This window comes from Teichococcus vastitatis, assembly GCF_003604215.1.
In the GTDB taxonomy this organism is placed as follows: domain Bacteria; phylum Pseudomonadota; class Alphaproteobacteria; order Acetobacterales; family Acetobacteraceae; genus Pseudoroseomonas; species Pseudoroseomonas vastitatis.
Genome location: NZ_QXGS01000007.1, coordinates 63,732 through 81,396 on the forward strand (window position 1 = coordinate 63,732; position 17,665 = coordinate 81,396).

Annotated in this window: 14 protein-coding genes; 1 reads left to right on the forward strand and 13 read right to left on the reverse strand. The window is 71.5% G+C overall.

Annotated elements, in window-relative coordinates:
- Nucleotides 1-49: 49 nt before the first annotated feature.
- The 4 genes from D2K64_RS11730 to D2K64_RS11745 form a co-directional block, all read right to left on the reverse strand.
- Complete coding sequence (locus D2K64_RS11730) at nucleotides 50-1,549, reverse strand: DUF2231 domain-containing protein (protein ID WP_162306182.1); 1,500 nt, start codon at nucleotides 1,547-1,549, stop codon at nucleotides 50-52.
- Nucleotides 1,550-1,698: 149 nt separating this feature from the next.
- Entirely contained in the window at nucleotides 1,699-2,538 is an 840-nt protein-coding gene (locus tag D2K64_RS11735) for a transporter substrate-binding domain-containing protein (protein ID WP_120008550.1), read from the reverse strand.
- Nucleotides 2,539-2,560: 22 nt separating this feature from the next.
- Complete coding sequence (locus D2K64_RS11740) at nucleotides 2,561-3,211, reverse strand: amino acid ABC transporter permease (protein ID WP_120008551.1); 651 nt, start codon at nucleotides 3,209-3,211, stop codon at nucleotides 2,561-2,563.
- 12 nt (nucleotides 3,212-3,223) lie between these two features.
- Nucleotides 3,224-3,895: an amino acid ABC transporter permease gene (locus tag D2K64_RS11745; protein WP_120008552.1), complete on the reverse strand. Its 672-nt coding sequence runs from the start codon at nucleotides 3,893-3,895 to the stop codon at nucleotides 3,224-3,226.
- Between the two features lie 357 nt (nucleotides 3,896-4,252).
- Here D2K64_RS11745 and D2K64_RS11750 point away from each other — a divergent pair, with 357 nt between their 5' ends.
- Entirely contained in the window at nucleotides 4,253-5,248 is a 996-nt protein-coding gene (locus D2K64_RS11750) for a cyclase family protein (RefSeq protein WP_157985821.1), read from the forward strand.
- Nucleotides 5,249-5,264: 16 nt separating this feature from the next.
- Here D2K64_RS11750 and mutL read toward each other — a convergent pair whose 3' ends face one another.
- The 9 genes from mutL to D2K64_RS11795 all read right to left on the reverse strand — a co-directional run bounded on the left by mutL (nucleotide 5,265) and on the right by D2K64_RS11795 (nucleotide 17,662).
- Entirely contained in the window at nucleotides 5,265-7,058 is a 1,794-nt protein-coding gene (gene mutL / locus D2K64_RS11755) for a DNA mismatch repair endonuclease MutL (protein WP_120008554.1), read from the reverse strand.
- Nucleotides 7,059-7,125: 67 nt separating this feature from the next.
- Nucleotides 7,126-8,787: a glucose-6-phosphate isomerase gene (gene pgi, locus D2K64_RS11760; protein ID WP_120008555.1), complete on the reverse strand. Its 1,662-nt coding sequence runs from the start codon at nucleotides 8,785-8,787 to the stop codon at nucleotides 7,126-7,128.
- Nucleotides 8,788-8,835: 48 nt separating this feature from the next.
- Entirely contained in the window at nucleotides 8,836-10,098 is a 1,263-nt protein-coding gene (locus D2K64_RS11765) for a M16 family metallopeptidase (protein WP_120008556.1), read from the reverse strand.
- On the reverse strand, nucleotides 10,095-11,522 hold the full coding sequence (locus D2K64_RS11770) for a M16 family metallopeptidase (RefSeq protein ID WP_120008557.1): 1,428 nt from the start codon (nucleotides 11,520-11,522) through the stop codon (nucleotides 10,095-10,097). Before D2K64_RS11770 ends, D2K64_RS11765 begins: the two co-directional genes overlap by 4 nt.
- Before the next feature lie 68 nt (nucleotides 11,523-11,590).
- Entirely contained in the window at nucleotides 11,591-12,175 is a 585-nt protein-coding gene (locus D2K64_RS11775) for a DUF3035 domain-containing protein (protein WP_120008558.1), read from the reverse strand.
- On the reverse strand, nucleotides 12,172-12,681 hold the full coding sequence (gene lspA, locus D2K64_RS11780) for a signal peptidase II (protein WP_120008559.1): 510 nt from the start codon (nucleotides 12,679-12,681) through the stop codon (nucleotides 12,172-12,174). The genes D2K64_RS11775 and lspA overlap by 4 nt, the downstream gene beginning before the upstream one ends.
- Nucleotides 12,678-15,548, reverse strand: a complete 2,871-nt coding sequence (gene ileS / locus D2K64_RS11785) for an isoleucine--tRNA ligase (RefSeq protein WP_120008560.1) — start codon at nucleotides 15,546-15,548, stop codon at nucleotides 12,678-12,680. The genes lspA and ileS overlap by 4 nt, the downstream gene beginning before the upstream one ends.
- A 256-nt stretch (nucleotides 15,549-15,804) precedes the next feature.
- On the reverse strand, nucleotides 15,805-16,701 hold the full coding sequence (locus D2K64_RS11790) for an alpha/beta fold hydrolase (protein ID WP_120008561.1): 897 nt from the start codon (nucleotides 16,699-16,701) through the stop codon (nucleotides 15,805-15,807).
- 61 nt (nucleotides 16,702-16,762) lie between these two features.
- Nucleotides 16,763-17,662 carry a bifunctional riboflavin kinase/FAD synthetase gene (locus D2K64_RS11795; RefSeq protein WP_120008562.1) on the reverse strand — a complete coding sequence of 300 codons (900 nt, stop codon included), beginning with the start codon at nucleotides 17,660-17,662 and terminating at the stop codon, nucleotides 16,763-16,765.
- Between the last annotated feature and the right edge of the window lie 3 nt (nucleotides 17,663-17,665).

Sequence of the window (17,665 nt, forward strand, 5' to 3'; positions counted from 1 at the left end):
CCCCGCCAGGCCCGGCAGCCTTCCGGCGCGCCGCCGGCCATGCTCCGCCCTAGAAGCCTTCGAGCAGCCGGATCTTGAGGTCGCGGAAGGCGCGCCGGGCGCGGGACGTCCTCTGGTCCTCCAGCATCTCCTCCAGCGCCTGTCCCAGCTCGCGCAGCCGCGCGTCGCCGAGCCGCTGGGCTTCCCGGAACATGGAGCGCTCCTCCGACCCCGCATGGTGATCCATGGCGGCGTACAGCGCGCGCAGGTGTTCCTCGAATTCGGGGCTGGCCGTGTTCAGCTTCAACGTCTCGGCCAGCAGGTCGGAGAGCTGCCGGTGCTCGGAATGCGCGATCGGCACGTCCTCGCTCACCGGATGCACGGCCGGGTAGAAGATATGGTCCTCGACGTGCTCGTGGATCTCGAGCTCGGAGGCCAGGGTCCGCAGCAGGTCGCGCCGCTGCGGGTCCTCCCCGGGAGTGGCCAGGATGGTCTCGAACAACCGCCGGATCAGCTGGTGGTGCTCGAACAGGACCTCGTCGGCCTTGCGGGCCTGGGGCGCCTGATCCCGCGGCGCCTGCCGCAGCCGGGCGTCCGGCGCGCTCATGGGGGCATGGGCCGGCCGGGCGGTGGTGACCACCTCGTCGCCCGGCTCCTGCTGCCGCCGGATCTCGACCATGCCGTGTTGCAGCCGAACGGCGTAGCGCGGCTGCGGGCAGGTCGAGGGGCCGCTGACCGGCCATCCCGTTTCCAGGTCGTAGCGCGACCCGTGCCAGGGGCAGACCAGCGTGCCCCCCAGCACCCAGCCCTGGTCCAGCGGGCCGCCCATGTGGGAGCAGCGTGCCCCCATCGCATGAACGCGCGCGCCCTGCCGGACCAGCACGATGCCGATGGTCTTGCGCTCGATCCCGTCCCACACCTCGACCCGCCGGGGCCGGTTCTCCTCCAGCTCGGCCAGCGGCAGCACCGGCTGGAAGTCGCGCGGCTCCGGGCTGCGGTCCGCCTGGTCCACGCCGATGCGGCGGCGATACACCATGTGACCGCCGAGATAGCCACCCACCACCATGCAGGCCCAGCCGGCAGCGCTCGCCATCCGGCCTTCGCGCAGCTGCCCGCGCCCGCGCAGGGCGATGGAGGCGACGTGCAGGGCCAGTGCCGTGCCGTTCACCAGCGCATGCACCGTGCCCACTCGGCGGTCGCGGCCGTTGGTGTGCTGCCAATCGGCCATTCCGGCCGCGGCGGCGGCCACCGCACCGGCGGCGCCGGCCCGCAGGGCAGTGTCGGCGGTGCGTTCCGTGGCTCGGGTCCGGAAGCCGAGCGCCGCCAGCAGGTCCAGCCCGAAGGCCAGCGTCCAGCTGCCGAGCGGAAGCGTCACCAGCATCGGGTGGATGGGATGGCCGAACCAGGTTCCGTGCAGGGCATTGCCCAGCCTCTGCGCGGGTGAACCCGCGATCTGGGCGGGCCGTGCCATCGCGGTTTCCACCGCATAGCCCGGCGTATCGAGGGAGGTGGCGGCCTCAATGCGGCCGAGGCCGGCATTGGCCGCCTTGGCGAAGCGGGGTGGTTTCATGGAATGCCCTTCTGCGGGAAAGCCGTTCGGGGCCTTCCAGCCACCGCTCCTGCTCAACACGCGAAGCGCCCGGAGGTTCGTCGCCGGTCCGAAAAGCTTGCCCGGGGCCATTCGGGGAAGGAGAAATCCCGTCCCCCCCGGGCAGCGCTTCAGAACTGCGGCATCGGCGGCAACGGGTCCATCTTCGCCTTGAACCACGTTTCGTGGATGCGGTTCAGCTCGCCGCTTTCCACCAGCTTGGCGATGAAGCCATTGCTCCAGTCGCGCAGCGCCGCGTCCTGCTTGCGGAAGGCCATGCCGTTGGCCTGGGCGCGCAGGGTGAATTTCGGCTCGATCTGCAGGCTGGCGTAGTTCTGGGTGAGCTGCGCCAGCACGGTGCTGCTGGCGCCGATCGCCTGCACCTGGCCGGAGATGATGGACTGGGTGGTGGTGGCATCGTCGTCGAAGCGCATGATGCGCGTCTCCTTCGGCGCCACCGCGACCAGCGCGGAATCCTGCGTACTGGCGCGCGCCACGCCGACGCGCACGCCCTTCAGATCGTCCGGGCCTTTGATGGCGGTGGATTTCGGCGCCAGGATATAGGTGGTGAAGGCGCTGTAGGGGTTGGAGAACAGCACCTGCTTGGAGCGCTCCTCCGTGATGCCGAAGGTCGCCACCAGCATGTCCACCTTGTTGGTCAGCAGGAAGGGAATGCGGTTCGGCCCCGTCACCGGCACCAGCTGCAGCTCGACGCCCAGCTCCTTGGCCAGCAGCCGGGCGACGTCCACGTCGTAGCCGGCCGGGTTCTGGTTGCTGTCGGTGCCGCCGAAGGGCGGGTAGTCGGTCAGCACGCCCACCATGATGCGGCCGCGGCTCTTGATCTCCTCCGGCGTCGCGGCGGCGGAGCGGGTCAGGCCCGGCAGCGGCACGGCGCCCAGCGTGGCGCCCAGAGTGGTGCCCAGTGCCAGCGCCGCGATTCCCCGGCGGGTAAGGGTGAAGCGATGGGTCATTCCTGTTTCCTCCTGTGGCCGTTCAGCGGCGGGCCAGGGCCAGCCGCTGTTCCATGCGCTTGCTGTAGGCCGAGAGCGGCCAGCAGATGACGAAGTAGGCGAGCCCCACCAGGCCGAAGATGGTGAAGGGCTGGAACACCGCGTTGTTGATCACCTGCGCCGCGCGGGTGATCTCGACGAAGCCGATGATGGAAGCGAGCGAGGTCGCCTTGATCAGCTGCACCAGGAAGCCCACGGTGGGCGGGATCGCGACGCGCAGCGCCTGCGGCAGCACGATCAGCCGCATCTGCCGCCAGTAGCGCAGGCCGAGCGCGGCGGACGCTTCCCACTGCCCCTTCGGTACCGTCTCGATGGCGCCGCGCCAGATCTCGCCGAGAAAGGCGCTGGCATGCAGCGACAGGCCGAGCGCGGCGGCGCCCCAGGGATCGACGTTGAAGCCGAAGATGCCGGGAATGAAGAAGGCCAGAAACAGCTGCATCAGCAGCGGCGTGCCCTGGAACAGCTTGATGTAGCCGAAGGCGATCCAGCGCAGCGCCTTGATCGTGCCGCTGCGCATCAGCGCCACCAGCAGGCCGCCGAGGCTGCCGCCGACAAAGGCGGCGAGCGACAGCAGCAGCGTCCAGCGCAACGCCAGGAGGATGAACAGGATGTCGCCGGAGCCGAGGGTGCGCATGGCCGGCGTTCCTCAGCGCGGTGCCGGCTGGCGCAGGAAGCTGCGCTCGATCCAGGCGAAGATGCCCCAGAACATCACCGACAGGACAAGATACAAAGCCGTGACGACGAAGTAGACCTCGAAGGAGCGGAAGGTCCGTGCCTGGATGTCGTTGGCCGCGCCGGTCAGCTCGCTTGCCGCGATCGCCGAGCAGACGGAGGAATTCAGCATCAGCAGGATGAACTGGCTGGTCAGCGACGGATAGATCGCCTGCAACGCCGGCTTCAGCACGATCAGGCGGAAGATCTGTAGGTTCTTCAGTCCGAGCGCCCGGCCGGCCTCGATCTGGCCATGATGGATGCTCTCGATGCCGGCCCGGATGATCTCGATGCCGTAGGCGCCGACATTCACCACCAGCGCCAGCAGCGAGGCCTGGTCGGCCTCCAGCCGCAGGCCGATCGCCGGCAGGCCGAAGAAGATCACGAAAAGCTGGATCAGGAAGGGCGTGTTGCGGATCAGCTCGATATAGGCGTCGATCAGCCAGCGCAGCGGGCGCGGCCCGCCGGTCTTGCCCAGCGCGCCCAGGATCGCCACCACCAACCCGATCGCCATGGCGGCGCCGGACAGCCAGACGGTGCGGATCAGCCCCGCCAGCAATTCATCCCAGGCCTCGAACACGGCGCTGAACTCAAAGACGTAGTTCATGCCGCCCGGCGCGACCGGCAGAAACGGGCCGGAGCGGGAGCCCGGCGGTGCGGCGCATTCATGCGGTGATCCCCCTGAACCTTTTCTCGCGGACTTCGCAGCCCTTCCTGGTTTCCGCCACGGGGCGGAAGCTTTGCCGCGGAGGCTCGCGCGGATCGAAGGGACTGGCAAGGGCGCGGCGTGCGACTGTTCACGGCCGGCGATGGCCAAGGCACAGATCCCTGCCGCCCCCGCATCGTCCCCCGGCTTGTTTCCACCTAGGCACAACTTCCGGTTTTGCCCATGCTTCCGGCGGATCGGCCGGACGCCGGGATATCGATCCCGGCGCTGTCGCCCGCGATCCGGGAGGAAACAAGCATGTCGAGACTGACCCGCCGCCAGGCGGTCTTCGGTGGCTTCTGCATGGGCTGCGCCGGCGCGCACGGGCTCATGGCCTCGTCCGCCAGCGCCCAGGGGAGTTCTGCCGGCTGGAGCCCGCCCGCCGCCGATCAGCGCTGCCCTTCGCGCTGGGGCGCCGCCGACCGGCGCGGCTCGATGAACATGATGACGCCGGAACGCGCCAAACGCGCGGCGCAGCTGATCCGCACGGGCGAGATCGTCGAGTGCGGGCAGACGCTGAACCAGACCATGCCCTTCTTCGGCACGCGCCGGTTCGACGTCCACCTCAAGCGGACCTTCATGAACCCGGAACCCAACCGGCGCGGCTCCAACGAGGAGCTGGTGGTCGCCGAGATCGGCCAGGTCGGTACCCAGCTCGATGCCTTTCCCCATCAGACGATCGGCGATGAAGGCTACAACTGCGTCAACATCCCGCGCATCGCCGGGCGCGGCGGCTTCGCCGAGATGGGTGTCGACACCGTGGGCACCATCTTCACGCGGGGCGTCCTGATCGATGTGGCCGCCCTGAAGGGGGTAGCCACTCTGCCGGATACCTACGAGATCACGCCCGACGACCTCGAAGCGGCGCTGCGGCGGCAGAACACCCGCATCGAGGAAGGCGACGCGGTGATCATCCACACCGGGTGGGGCCTGCTCTGGGGCCGCGACAATGCGCGCTACGTGCGATCCTGCCCCGGCCTCGGCGTGGCGGCGGCGGAATGGGTCCTGCGGCAGAACCCGATGCTGATGGGATCGGACAACTGGCCGGTGGAGTGCTCGCCCTCCAAGACGATGCCGGATGCCAGCCTGCCGGTGCACCAGCTGGCGCTGGCCGTGCATGGCGTGCACCTGCTGGAGAACATGAAGCTCGACGTGCTGGCGCAGCGCGGACAGCATGAATTCGCCTTCGCCGTGCAGCCGTTGAAGGTGCAGGGCGGCAGCGGATCGACGGTCGCGCCCTCGGCGCTTTTCTGAGCCCGGCCGGCCGCCCTCAACGGCGGCCGAACAGCCGCTCGAACTCGGCCTTGCCGAAGCGCAGCCAGGTGGGACGGCCATGCGAGCAGGTGGAGGCGCGCGGCGTCGCCTCCATCTGCCGCAGCAGGGCGGCCATTTCCTCCGGCTTCAGGCGGCGCCCGGCGCGGATCGAGCCGTGGCAGGCCAGCCGCGCCACCGCGGCGTCGAGCCGGCGCTCCAGCGCAGTGGTTTCCTCCCATTCCGCCAGTTCGGCGGCGAGGTCGCGCAGCAGCGGCGCCGGGTCGGGATTGCCGAGCAGCGCCGGCAGGGCGCGCACCAGCACCGCGCCGGGGCCGAAGCCTTCCAGTTCCAGCCCCAGCCGCGCCAGGGTGGGCGCGGCTTCCCGCAGCCGCTCCGCCTCCTGCGCCGGCAGGTCCACCACGGCGGGCAGCAGCAGGGGCTGGCTGCGCACCTCGCCCTCCAGCAGCTGGGCCCGAAGCGCCTCATGCGTCAGCCGCTCATGCGCGGCGTGCTGGTCCACCAGAACCAGGGCACCGTCCGGCGCCTCGGCCAGGATGTAGGTGTCCATCAACTGCGCCACCGGGCGGCCGAGCGGTCCGTCATCCGACCGGGCCGGCGGCGGCGGCGCGGCCTCCGGGCGTGGCGTGGAAGGCGGCAGGCGCAGCCCGGGCTGCCAGGCCGCGGGGCGCTGCGCCTGGAAACCGGGCGAGGGCAGAGGGCCGTCCAGCGCCGGCTGGGTTTCGGCGAAGCCGGCCAGCTCGCCCGCATCGACCTCGGTGGCGGACCAGTCGGCCGGGGCCGGGGGCGGTGCGCCCGGCTGCTCCCCGGCGCCCACCGCCAGGGCCCGCCGCAACGCCGAGATCAGCGCGCCGCGCACCGCCCCGGCGTCGCGGAAGCGCAGCTCCGTCTTCATCGGATGCACGTTGACGTCCACCAGCTCGGGCGGCAGGTCCAGAAACAGCGCCGCCACCGGATGCCGGCCATAGGCGATCAGGTCCCGGTAGGCGACGCGCAGCGCGGCGCGCAGCAGCGGGTCGCGCACCGGGCGGCGGTTCACCACCAAGTGCTGCTCCGCCGCCGTGGCGCGCGTCAGCGTCGGCAGCGCCGCCATGCCGGCGAGGTCGAGGTCGCTCCACGCCCCGGTCACCGCGACGCAGGCGCCGGCGAAATCCGGCCCCAGCAGGGCGTGCAGCCGGGTGGCGCGATCGGCGGCGGCGAGGTTCAGCACGATCCGCCCTTCCACCTCCATGCGGAAGGCGACCTCGGGCCAGGCCAGTGCCAGGCGGCGCACGGCCTCCACCGCGTGGCCGGCCTCGGTCCCGGGCGATTTCAGGAATTTGCGGCGGGCGGGGGTGGCGAAGAACAGGTCCCGCACCTCGACCCGGGTGCCGGGGGCGCCGGAAGCCGGCCGGACCTCGCCCTTCAGCCCGCCTTCCACCGCCAGGCTGTGCGCCTCCGCGCCGGGCAGGCGGCTGGTGAGCACCAGCCGGGCCACGGCGCCGATCGAGGGCAGCGCCTCGCCCCGAAAGCCCAGCGTGGCGATGCGGAACAGCGCCGCTTCCTCGGGCAGCTTGGAGGTGGCGTGGCGCTCCACGGCCAGCGCCAGATCGGCCGCCGACATGCCGGCGCCGTCATCCTCCACCAGGATGCGGGACACGCCGCCGCCTTCCAGGCTGATCCGGAGATGACGGGCGCCGGCATCCAGCGCGTTCTCCACCAGCTCCTTCACCGCGGCGGCCGGACGCTCCACCACCTCGCCGGCGGCGATGCGGTCGGCCGTGGTGGCGGAAAGCAGGCGGATGCGGTTCATGGGCGGGATCTAGCGCGGCGGCGGCCGCGATGCAGCCACCCCGGCGATCAAACCCGGCGCGGCGGCGCTAGCTCTTCAGCGCCTGCAACTCGCGGATTCGGCCGATCAGCCCGGTGGTGGAGGCATCGTGCTCGCCGATGCTGCCGCCGGGTGCCAGCTCCGGGAGGATCGAGCCGGCCAGCTGCTTGCCCAGCTCCACGCCCCACTGGTCGAAGGCGTCGATGTCCCACAGCGCGCCGAGGCAGAACACCTTGTGCTCGTACAGCGCGATCAGCTGCCCCAGGGTGAAGGCATCCAGCCGGTCCATCAGCAGCGTGGTGCTGGGACGGTCGCCCGGAAAGACGCGGTGCGGCAGCAGGCGCTGGATGTCATCCTCGGGCCTGCCGGCGCGGCGCATCTCGGCCGCGACCTCGTCGGCGGTGCGGCCGCGCAGCAGCGCCTCCGCCTGGGCCAGCCCATTGGACAGCAGCAGGCGGTGATTCTCGGCATAGGGATGGTTCGGGTTGGCCACCAGCACGAAATCGGCCGGCACCGGCGTGGTGCCCTGGTGCAGCAGCTGCATGAAGGAGTGCTGCGCATTGGTGCCCGGCTCGCCGAAGATCACCGGGCCGGTTTCGCGCTGCACCGGCGCGCCGGACAGCGTCACCCGCTTGCCGAGGCTTTCCATCTCCAGCTGCTGCAGATGCGCCGGGAAGCGCGACAGCCGGTGGTCATAAGGCAGCACCGCATGGGCCTTCAGCCCCAGCCCGTTGACGTGCCAGGCGGTGACCAGCGCCAGCAGCAGCGGCAGGTTGCGGTCGGGTGGGGCGGACAGGAAATGCTCGTCCATGGCGCGGGCGCCATCGAGCAGCTGGCGGAACTCGTGCCAGCCGCAGCTCAGCGCGATCGACAGGCCGATCGCCGACCAGAGCGAGAAGCGGCCGCCCACCCAGTCGCGGAAGCCGAAGACCCGATCGGAGGGCACGCCGAAGGCCGCCGTCGCATCCAGGTTGGTGGACAGCGCGGCCATGTGCCGGCGTGCGCCCATCTCGCCCAAGTTCCGCTCCAGCCAGCCGCGCACCACATGGGCGTTGGCCATGGTCTCGGCGGTGGTGAAGGTCTTGGAGGCTACCAGCATCAGCGTGCGGTGCGGGTTCAGCCGCGGCCGGATGGCTTCCCAGTTGTGCGCATCGGCGTTGGCCAGAAACAGCGGCCGCATCGGCGAGCGCACCGTCCACAGCGCGCGGCCGGCCATGAACGGGCCGAGATCGGAGCCGCCGATGCCGATGTTGATGACATCGGTGAAGGTTTCGCCCGTCGCGCCGCGGATGTCGCCGGTGTGGATGGCATGGGTGAAGCGCTCCATCGCCGCCAGCGTTTCCTCGACGCTGGCACCGGCATCCTCCACCGAGCCGTCGCTGTGCCGCGCCTTGAAGCCGGCCGAGCGCGGCGCGCGCAGCGCCATGTGCAGCACGGCGCGGCCTTCGGTGGAGTTGACCAGCTCGCCCGCCGCCATGGCGTCGCGCTTCGCCATCACCTGGCAGGCCTCGGCCAGTTCCAGCAGCGAGGCCAGCACCTCCTCGGTGATGGCAGTCTTGGAGAAGTCCATCAGGATGTCGCAGCCCTGACGGTGGAAGCGGTTGAACCGCTTCGGATCGCTGGCGAACAGCGCGCGGATGGCGCCCGCATCAGGCCTGGCAGCGAGCGAGGCGAGTTTGCCCCAGGCAGCGTTCCGCGCGTCCGGCGTCATGCGATGCGATCCTTCCCGTTCGTCAGGCTCAAGCCCGAGCCCAACGACTCACAACCCTTCCGGTTGCCCCGCCACTGTGACCGAGAGCGCCTCCGGTTGCAGCAAACGCTTTGCCAGCCCGGCGGCGTGGTTGCGTGTGATGGCGGCCAGGCGTTCCGGGCGCCGCGTCAGCCAGTCCAGCGGCCGGTCGTTGCGCCGCATCGCCAGCAGCGTACCGGCGATGCGGCGGCTGTCGGTGAATTGTAGCGGCTGGCTGCCGGTCAGATAGGCGACGGCCTCGTCCATCTCCTCCTGGGTCGGACCTTCGGCGGCCATGCGCGCCCATTCGGCCCGCAGCACGCTGAGCAGCTCCGCCACCCGCGCATTGGCGGTGGCGCAGGAGCCGACCACCACGCCCCGGCCGAACAGCGAATCGAGCCCGATGCCGATGCCATAGGTCAGGCCGCGCTCCTCGCGGATCGAGCGGGTGAGCCGCGCGGTGAAGCCGCCGCCGCCCAGGATGCGCAGCATCACCTGCGCCGCTTCCCAATCGGGGTCGCGGGGCGGAATGCCGGGCTGGCCGAAGATGATGGCCGATTGCGGCGCCGCCACCGGCACCACCTGGGTGCCGAAATCATGCAGCTCCGGCAGCGGCGGCAAGGGCTCGGCCGCGGCCTCGGGCAGGGCGCCGAACAGGTCCGGCAACAGCGCGGCGAGCTGTCCGGCGGTGATGGCGCCGGACGCCGCGATCAGCAGCCCGCTGTTGCGCCTGAGATGCCGGCCCAACGGCGCGCGCAGCTGCTCGGCGGTCAGGGCGGCGAGGCTTTCCTCGGTGCCGCTGGTGGGCCGGCCTGCCGGGTGCTGCGGGTAGGCGGCCGCCCAGAAGGCGCGGGCGCCGCGGCCGCGCGGCCCTTCCAACGACTGCCGGGCGGAGGCAATGGCACGGGCCCGCAGCCGCGCGATGTCGGCCGGATCGAAGCGCGGCGCCGTCATGGCCAGCCGTGCCAGTCGCACCGCCTGCGGCAGGGCCGGGGTCAGGGCGCGGAAGCTGCCCTCGAAGCCATCGCGGTCGGCGCTGAAATCCAGCCCGATCGCCTCGTCGCGCAGCGCGTCGGCGAAGCTGTTGGCATCCAGCTCGCCCGCGCCTTCGGTCATCAGGGAAGCGGCGAGGCGGGCGGCGCCTTCCTGTCCCTGCGGGTCGAGCGCGGCACCGCCGGGCCAGGACCAGGACAGGCTGACCACCGGCACCGAATGGTCCTCGGCCAGCCACGCGGTCAGGCCACCGCCCTGCACCACCTGGATGGGCAGAGAAAAGCCGGCGCTGCCGCTCATGCCGCGCCTTCCGGCAGCAGCCAACCGCTCATGGAAGGGCGAGCCAGCACAGCGCGCGCCGCCTCCTGCACCTGCGCCAGGGTCACGCCCCGGATATGCGCCGGCCAGTATTCGATGGCCTCCAGCGGCATGCCGGTGGCGATGCCGACACCCAGGATGCGCGGCGCGGTGCCCAGGCTGTCCAGCGCCAGCAGCGTGCCGGCGGTGAGCTGCCGGATCGAGCGCGCCACCTCCGCCTCAGTCAGGTCGCCGTCGAGCAGACGCGCGATCTCCGCCTGCACCGCCTGTTCGAGCTTCTCGGTGGGCGTGTCGCGGCGCGGCGTGACAAAGATGTCGAAGGTGCCGGTGCCGAGCGAATCGCCGTCATAGGAACAGCCGGCCGACACGGCGAGGCCGGATGCCACCAGCGCGGTGAACAGGCGCGAGCCCTGGCCGCCGCCCAGCAGGTGCGACAGCACCTCCAGCGGGTGCGCATGGCGCGCCGCATCGGTGCCCTCCAGCAGGGAAGGGGCGACCCAGCCGCGCATAAAGGCGGCTTCCTGCACAGTCGGCTCGCGCCGCACCAGGCGGTCCTCCAGCGGGCTGGCCGGGACGGGCGCGCGGCCGCGACGGGATTTCGGCCACGGCGCCGGGCGGCCCTGGATGGCGCCATAATCCTCCACGGCCAGGCGCTCCAGCTCCTGGCGGGAGATGGCGCCGGTCACCACCAGCGTGGCATTGGCGGGGGTGTAGCCGAGGCGGAAGAAATCCAGCATGTCGTCGCGCGACAGCGAAGCGATGTCGTCCGGCCAGCCGATCAGCGGCCGGCCGCGCCAATGCTGCGGACCCCAGAAGGCGGCATCCCAGGCCTCGCGGAAGCGGCCGCGCGGCGTGCTTTCGGTACGCTGGCGGCGTTCCTCCTGCACGACCTGACGTTCGGCCTCGATCTCGGCCGCGGGAAACAGGGCGGAGGCCATGCGGTCGGCCTCCATGCCGGCCACCAGGGCCAGGCGCGTCGCCTCCACATGCTGGTGATAGGCGGTGACATCGCGCGAGGTGAAGGCGTTGTCCTGGCCGCCCTCGCGCGCCACGCGCCGCGAAAAGGCGCCGGAGGGCACGTTGGCGCTGCCCTTGAACATCATGTGTTCCAGGAAATGCGCCAGGCCCGATTTCCCGGCCGGATCATCCCCGCCGCCGATGCTGTAGAACACGTAATGCGCGACCACCGGAGCGCGGCGGTTCTCGGCATGCACCACGGTCAGGCCGTTAGGCAGGGTCCAGAGGCTGGCACCGAACAGCGGCCGCTCTCCTGTTGGCAGGGGCGCCGGTGTCGGGGCCGGTGTGGGAGCGGGTGCGGCGGCGCGGGCCTGCTGTGGCGGCAGGGCGGCAAGCACAGGGAGGGTGGCGGCGGCCGTGAGGGCCGCCCGGCGGCTGATCGGGCACATGGTGTCATCAGATGGCGGCGCGGCCCCGTTCGCAACAGGGGGCGGCGCCGCATCGGGCGCGGCGCTGCTCAGAACAGCCCCTGGAACAGGCCCTGGCGCCGGCGCTGGATGATCGGGGTTTCGCCTTCCACCGGCTCGCGGCCGAGCGCGGCGTTCTCGCGCAGGCGCTGCGCTTCCCGCGTCGGGTCCACCGCGGTGCCGGGCGGCGGCGCGTCGCGCCAGAACATCAGCCGGTCCACCACGGAGCGGTCGGCGGTTTCCAGCCGCAGGCTTTCCTCATCCACCAGGGCGCGGATGCCGGACGGCGCGCTGCCGCCGGCCTGGGCCAGCAGCGCCTGCTCCGAGGCGGAGGGGGTGGAACTGGCGCCGACGCCATACACCGAGGCGGGGGCCAGCGCCGCCTCGCCGGCGGCGGGGCCGCGCAGCTCCTGGGGCCGCGGCAGGCCAGGGCGCGGCCGCGGCAGCTCCCCCAGGGTCGGCGGCAGCGACAGCGGCGCGCGGGTCACCACGGTGAATTCGTCCGGCGCGTCCCGGGTGAAGCCCAGGCTGCGGGCGGTGTCGGAACCGCAGCCGGCCAGCGCCAGACCGCACAGGAGGGCCGCGAAGCGACAGGATGGCGCGGCGCCGCGCGCCCGGTGGGGAGGCTGCCTCATGGCGTTTCCTTAGCGGTGGCGCGTGGCCGGAACAAGGCGTCCGCCATCAGCGCGACGACGCCCAGCACGATGGCCGCGTCGGCCAGGTTGAACACATACCAGTGGAAGGAGCCGATCCAGACATCAACGAAATCCACCACGGCGCCGAAGCGGATCCGGTCGATGACGTTGCCGACGGCGCCGCCGATGATGCCGCCCAGCGCCACCGCCGTCAGCCGGTTCTCGGCCCGCGCCATCCAGCGCAGCAGGAATCCCACCACCAGCAGGGCCAGCGCGGCGAGCGCCAGCCTGTGCCACAACGCCTCGCCCGCCAGCAGCCCGAAGGTGACGCCGCGATTCCAGACCATGGTGAAGTCGAAGCCGGCGGCGCCCCAGGGGCCGGACAGGTCGACCAGCCTGACCTGGAAGCGCTCGGGCAGGCGCAGCCCTTCCAAGATCCACCATTTGCTGAGCTGGTCGGCGACCAGCAGGCCGGCCGCCATGGGCAGGCCGAGCTTCAGGCTCATGCCGGCTCCACCACCGCCTCGCAGCGCAGGCACAGGCCCGGATGCGCGGCGGAACGGCCGACCTCGGGCAGCACCCGCCAGCAGCGCTCGCACTTGCTGCCGGCCGCCGCGGCGAAGCGCGCGGCGACGCCGGGCTGGCCCTCGGCGGGCTGCGCCCCGGCCGGCGGCGGGGCATCGGACAGGGTCATGCCGGAGGTGATGCACAGCTCCGCCCAACCCTCGGCCGACAGCAACTCCATCTGCTCCGGCGGCAGGTGCAGCACCGGCGCCGCCTGCAGCGAGGAGCCGATCTCGCCGGCGGCGCGTGCCTTTTCCAGCACGCCGGTCACGGCGCGGCGGATGTCGCGCACCGTGCTCCACCGGGCGGCTAGGGCCTCGTCGCGCCATTCGGCGGGAATGGCGGGGAAGCCCTGCAGGTGGACCGAACCGTCCTCGGAGGGGAAGCGGGCCAGCCAGGCTTCCTCGGCGGTGAAGGGCATCACCGGCGCCAGCCAGGCGCACAGGCAGCGGTGCAGCGCGTCCAGCACGGTGCGGGCGGCGCGGCGCCGCAGGCTGTTGCGCGCGTCGCAGTACAGGCTGTCCTTGCGGATGTCGAAATAGAAGGCGGACAGGTCGGTGGCGCAGAAGGCGTGGATCTCGGGGTAGACGCCGTTCCAGTCATAGTCCGCCACCGCCTTGCGCAGCCGGGCATCCAGGTCGGCCAGGCGGTGCAGCACCCAGCGCTCCAGCTCCGGCAGCTCGGAAACGGGAAGCGTCTCGCCTTCCTCGAAGCCGTCGAGGTTGCCGAGCAGCCAGCGCAGCGTGTTGCGGATGCGGCGGTACAGCTCCGCCTGCTGCGCCAGGATGTTCTTGCCGATACGCAGGTCGTCCGCCGTGTCGGAGTTCATCACCCACAGGCGCAGGATGTCGGCGCCGTACTGCTTGGTCACCTCCTGCGGCGCGGTGACGTTGCCGAGCGACTTTGACATCTTGCGCCCGGTCTCGTCGAGCACGAAGCCATGCGTCAGGACCGCCTTGAACGGCGCGTGGCCATTGGCGCCGACGCTTTCCAGCAGCGAGGAATGGAACCAGCCGCGATGCTGGTCCGAGCCCTCCAGGTAAAGGTCAGCCGGCACCGGCAGGCCGCGGTCGCGCAGCACGAAGGCATGAGTCGAGCCGGATTCGAACCAGACATCGACGATGTCCATCACCTGCTCGTAGTCGTCCGGGTTGCGGTCGTTGCCGAGGAAGCGGGCGGCGGCGCCGGGCTTGTACCAGGCATCCGCCCCTTCCGCGCGGAAGGTGGCGTCGATGCGGTCCAGCACCGCCTGGTCGCGCAGCACCTGGCCCGACTTCTTCTCGACGAACACGGCGATCGGCACGCCCCAGGCGCGCTGGCGGGAGATGCACCAATCCGGCCGCGCCGCCACCATGGAGCCGATGCGGTTGCGGCCCATGTCGGGGACGAAATGCGTGTCCGCGATGGCCTGCAGCGCCTTGGCGCGGATCTGGTTGGCATCGTCCATGGCGATGAACCATTGCGGCGTGGCGCGGAAGATGATGGGCTTCTTGGAGCGCCAGCTATGCGGGTAGCTGTGGGTGATGAAGCCGCGGCCGGCCAGATGCCCCGTCTCGGTCAGCGCCGCCCACACCGCGTCATGCGCCTTGAACACGTGCAGCCCGGTGAAGCCCGGCGCCTGCACGGTGTAGGTGCCGTCATCGCCGACGCATTCCGGCACCGCGATGCCGTGCGCGCGGGTCAGGCGGAAATCGTCCTCGCCATGGGCGGGGGCCATGTGGACGAGGCCGGTGCCGGCATCGGTGGTGACGAACTCGCCTTCCAGCAGCGGCACGTCGAACTGGTAGCCGACCACGTCCTCCTGGGCCGCCTGGCTCCAGTCACGCAGCGGGTGGGCGGCGACGGCGCCGGCCAGCTCGGTGCCCTTGAAGACGCGCGTCACGCTGAAGGCGGCGAGGCCCACTTCCTTGGCGAAGGCGCCGATCAGCGCCTCGGCCACGATGAAGCGCTGGCCGGGGCGGACCAGCTCCACGCCCTCCGCCACGGCATCGACCACCACCAGCGCGTAGTCGATCTCCCCGCCATAGGCGAGGGCGCGGTTGGCCGGGATGGTCCAGGGGGTGGTGGTCCAGATCACGGCCTCGGCGCCGACCAGATCCTCGGCCGCCGCCTTCAGGATGGGGAAGCCGGTGTAGAGGATGGCCGATCTGTGGTCGTGGTACTCGACCTCCGCCTCGGCCAGCGCGGTCTTCTCCACCGGGCTCCACATCACCGGCCGCAGGCCGCGATAGAGCGAGCCGTTCAGGAGGAACTTGCCGATCTCGCCGGCGATCGCGGCCTCGGAGGCAAAGTCCATCGTGGCGTAGCGGCCGGCCCAGTCGCCGGCGACGCCGAGGCGCTTGAACTCCTCCCGCTGCACGTCCAGCCAGTGGGCCGCATAGGCGCGGCACTCGGCGCGGAACTCCAGCACGGGGACGGCATCCTTGTCCTGCCCGCCATGCTTGCCCTTCGGGTTGCGGTATTCCTCCTCGACCTTCCACTCGATCGGCAGGCCGTGGCAGTCCCAGCCGGGGATGTACTCGGCGTCCCGGCCGCTCATCTGCGCGGCGCGGTTGATCACGTCCTTCAGGATCTTGTTCAGCGCGTGACCGATGTGCAGGGCGCCGTTGGCATAGGGCGGGCCGTCATGCAGCACGAACTTCTCGCGGCCAGCCGACTGCGCGCGGAGGCGGGCCCAGAGGTCGATCGTCCCCCACCGCTCCAGCCAGCCGGGCTCGCGCTTCGGCAGGTCGCCCTTCATCGGGAAGGAGGTCTGCGGCAGGAAAACGGTGCCGCGGTAATCGCGCGGGGCAGGCGGGGCGTCGGTCATCGATATGTCCATGCCGGCCGGCTCGGCCGGCCTCAGGCCGTAGAGGGAAGGGCGCGAAGCTGAACCCGGCCCCCTGCCGCCCGGAGTGGGTTCAGGGGACCGGGCTGAGAATTCGCGCACCCGGCATCATTGTCTGCGGGCCTGTCGGCACAGGGACCATGGGCGGGTTTTGCGGCGCGGGCGGAGCAAGGTCAAGCAGCTTGGAAGCGGCCGCCCAGCGCCCCGCCGTGCTGATCCGCCGCGACCGGAAGCAGCCCTATGCTCCCACCATCCGCCGCACTTCCGACACCGCCTCGGCAAAGGCGGCCGGCGCTTCCTGCGGGATGTTGTGGCCGACATGCGGCAGGTTGCGATGCCGGAAGGGACCGGTGAAGCGGGCCGCGTCCTCCGCGCTGCCGCCCGGGCGGGCCACCCCGTCGCTGCCGCCATCCAGGCTGATGGAGGGAACGCCGATGGCGGGCTGCGCCGCCAGCCTGTGCTCGATCGGCTGCAGCGCCGGGTCGCCTTCCACCAGGCCGAAGCGGTGGCGGTAGGAATGCAGCACCACGGCCACGAAGTCCGGATTGTCGAAGGCGGCCGCGGACCGGTGGAAGGTGGCCTCGTCGAAGCGCCAGTCCGGCGACCACAGGCGCCAGAGCAGCCGGCAGAGCTCCGCCCGGTGCTGCGCCAGCCCGGCGGCACCGCGCTCGCCATGGAAGTAGAACTGGTACCAGTGGCGGAATTCGCGCTCCGGCAACTGGGGGTGGGCGGCACCGGCGATGTTCTGGATGTTGTAGCCGTCCCCCGTCACCAGCCCGGCCACGCGCTCCGGCCACAGGGCGGCCAGGATGCAGGCAGCGCGGCCGCCCCAGTCATAGCCGGCGAGGGTGGCGCGCGGGATGTCCAGCGCGTCCATCAACGCCAGCAGGTCGGCCGCCAGCGCCGCCTGCTGGCCGGAGCGCGGCGTGTCCAGGGACAGGAAGCGCGTCGGGCCGAAGCCGCGCAGCCAGGGGGTGATGATTCGCGCGCCGTCCCGCGCCAGGCGCTCCGCCACGGCGTCATAGGCGTGCACGTCATAGGGGAAGCCGTGCAACAGGATGGCTGGCCAGCCGCCGGGGTCGCCCTGCTCGCGATACGCGATGCGCAGCACTCCGGCCTCGATCTGCTTCAGCATGTGCGATCCTCCCATGACTCCGCTGCCGCGGGTTGAGGAAAGGATACGCAGCCGCGGCCGGTCAGCCCAGCAAAGCGCGCGCCTGCGCCGCATCGGCGGCGATCTGCGCCGTCAGCTCGGCCAGACCGGCGAAGCGCTGTTCGGGGCGCAGGAAATGCGCCAGGGCGACGCCGATCTCCTGGCCGTACAGATCCTCGCCGAAATCGAACAGATGCGCCTCCACCCGGCTTTCCGTGCCCTGCACCGTGGGCCGCAGGCCGATATTGGCGACACCGGGGATGACGCGCCCGTCCGGCAACCGGACGCGAACGGCGTAGACGCCGCGCGCCGGCTCCAGGTGCCGCCCGAGCGGGATGTTGGCGGTGGGAAAGCCGATGGTGCGGCCGCGCTTGTCGCCATGGCTGACCACGCCCCGGATCTCCCATTCGCGCCCCAGCGCCCGCGCCGCCCGCTCGGGGTAGCCATCCTGCAGCACGCGGCGGATGCCGGTGGAGGAGATCGGGCCGGACTCGTCGCTGACATGCGGCACCACGGTCAGCCCCATGCCGAGGCGCTCGGCATGCTCGGCCAGAAAGGCCACGTCGCCGCCGCGGCGGTGGCCGAAGGCGAAGTCGCCGCCGCAGGCCAGGTGCTTCGCGTCCAGGTCGCGGTGCAGGATCTGCTCCACGAATTGTTCGGCGGTGATCAGCGCGAAGGCGGCGTCGAAGGGCAGCGCCACCACCTGCGCGGCGCCGCAGGCGCGCAGCGCAGCGGCCTTGGCGGGGGCGAGGGTCAGGCGGAAGGGCGGGTCGTCGGGGCGGAAATGCTCGCGCGGGTGGGGCTCAAAGGTCAGCGCCACCAGCTTCAGCTCGGGGCGGGCGGCGTGCGCGGCGCGCAGCACGGCGTGATGGCCGCGATGCACGCCGTCGAAATTGCCCAGCGCCACGGTGGCGCCGCGGGCCTCGGGGGGGATGGGGATCACGGC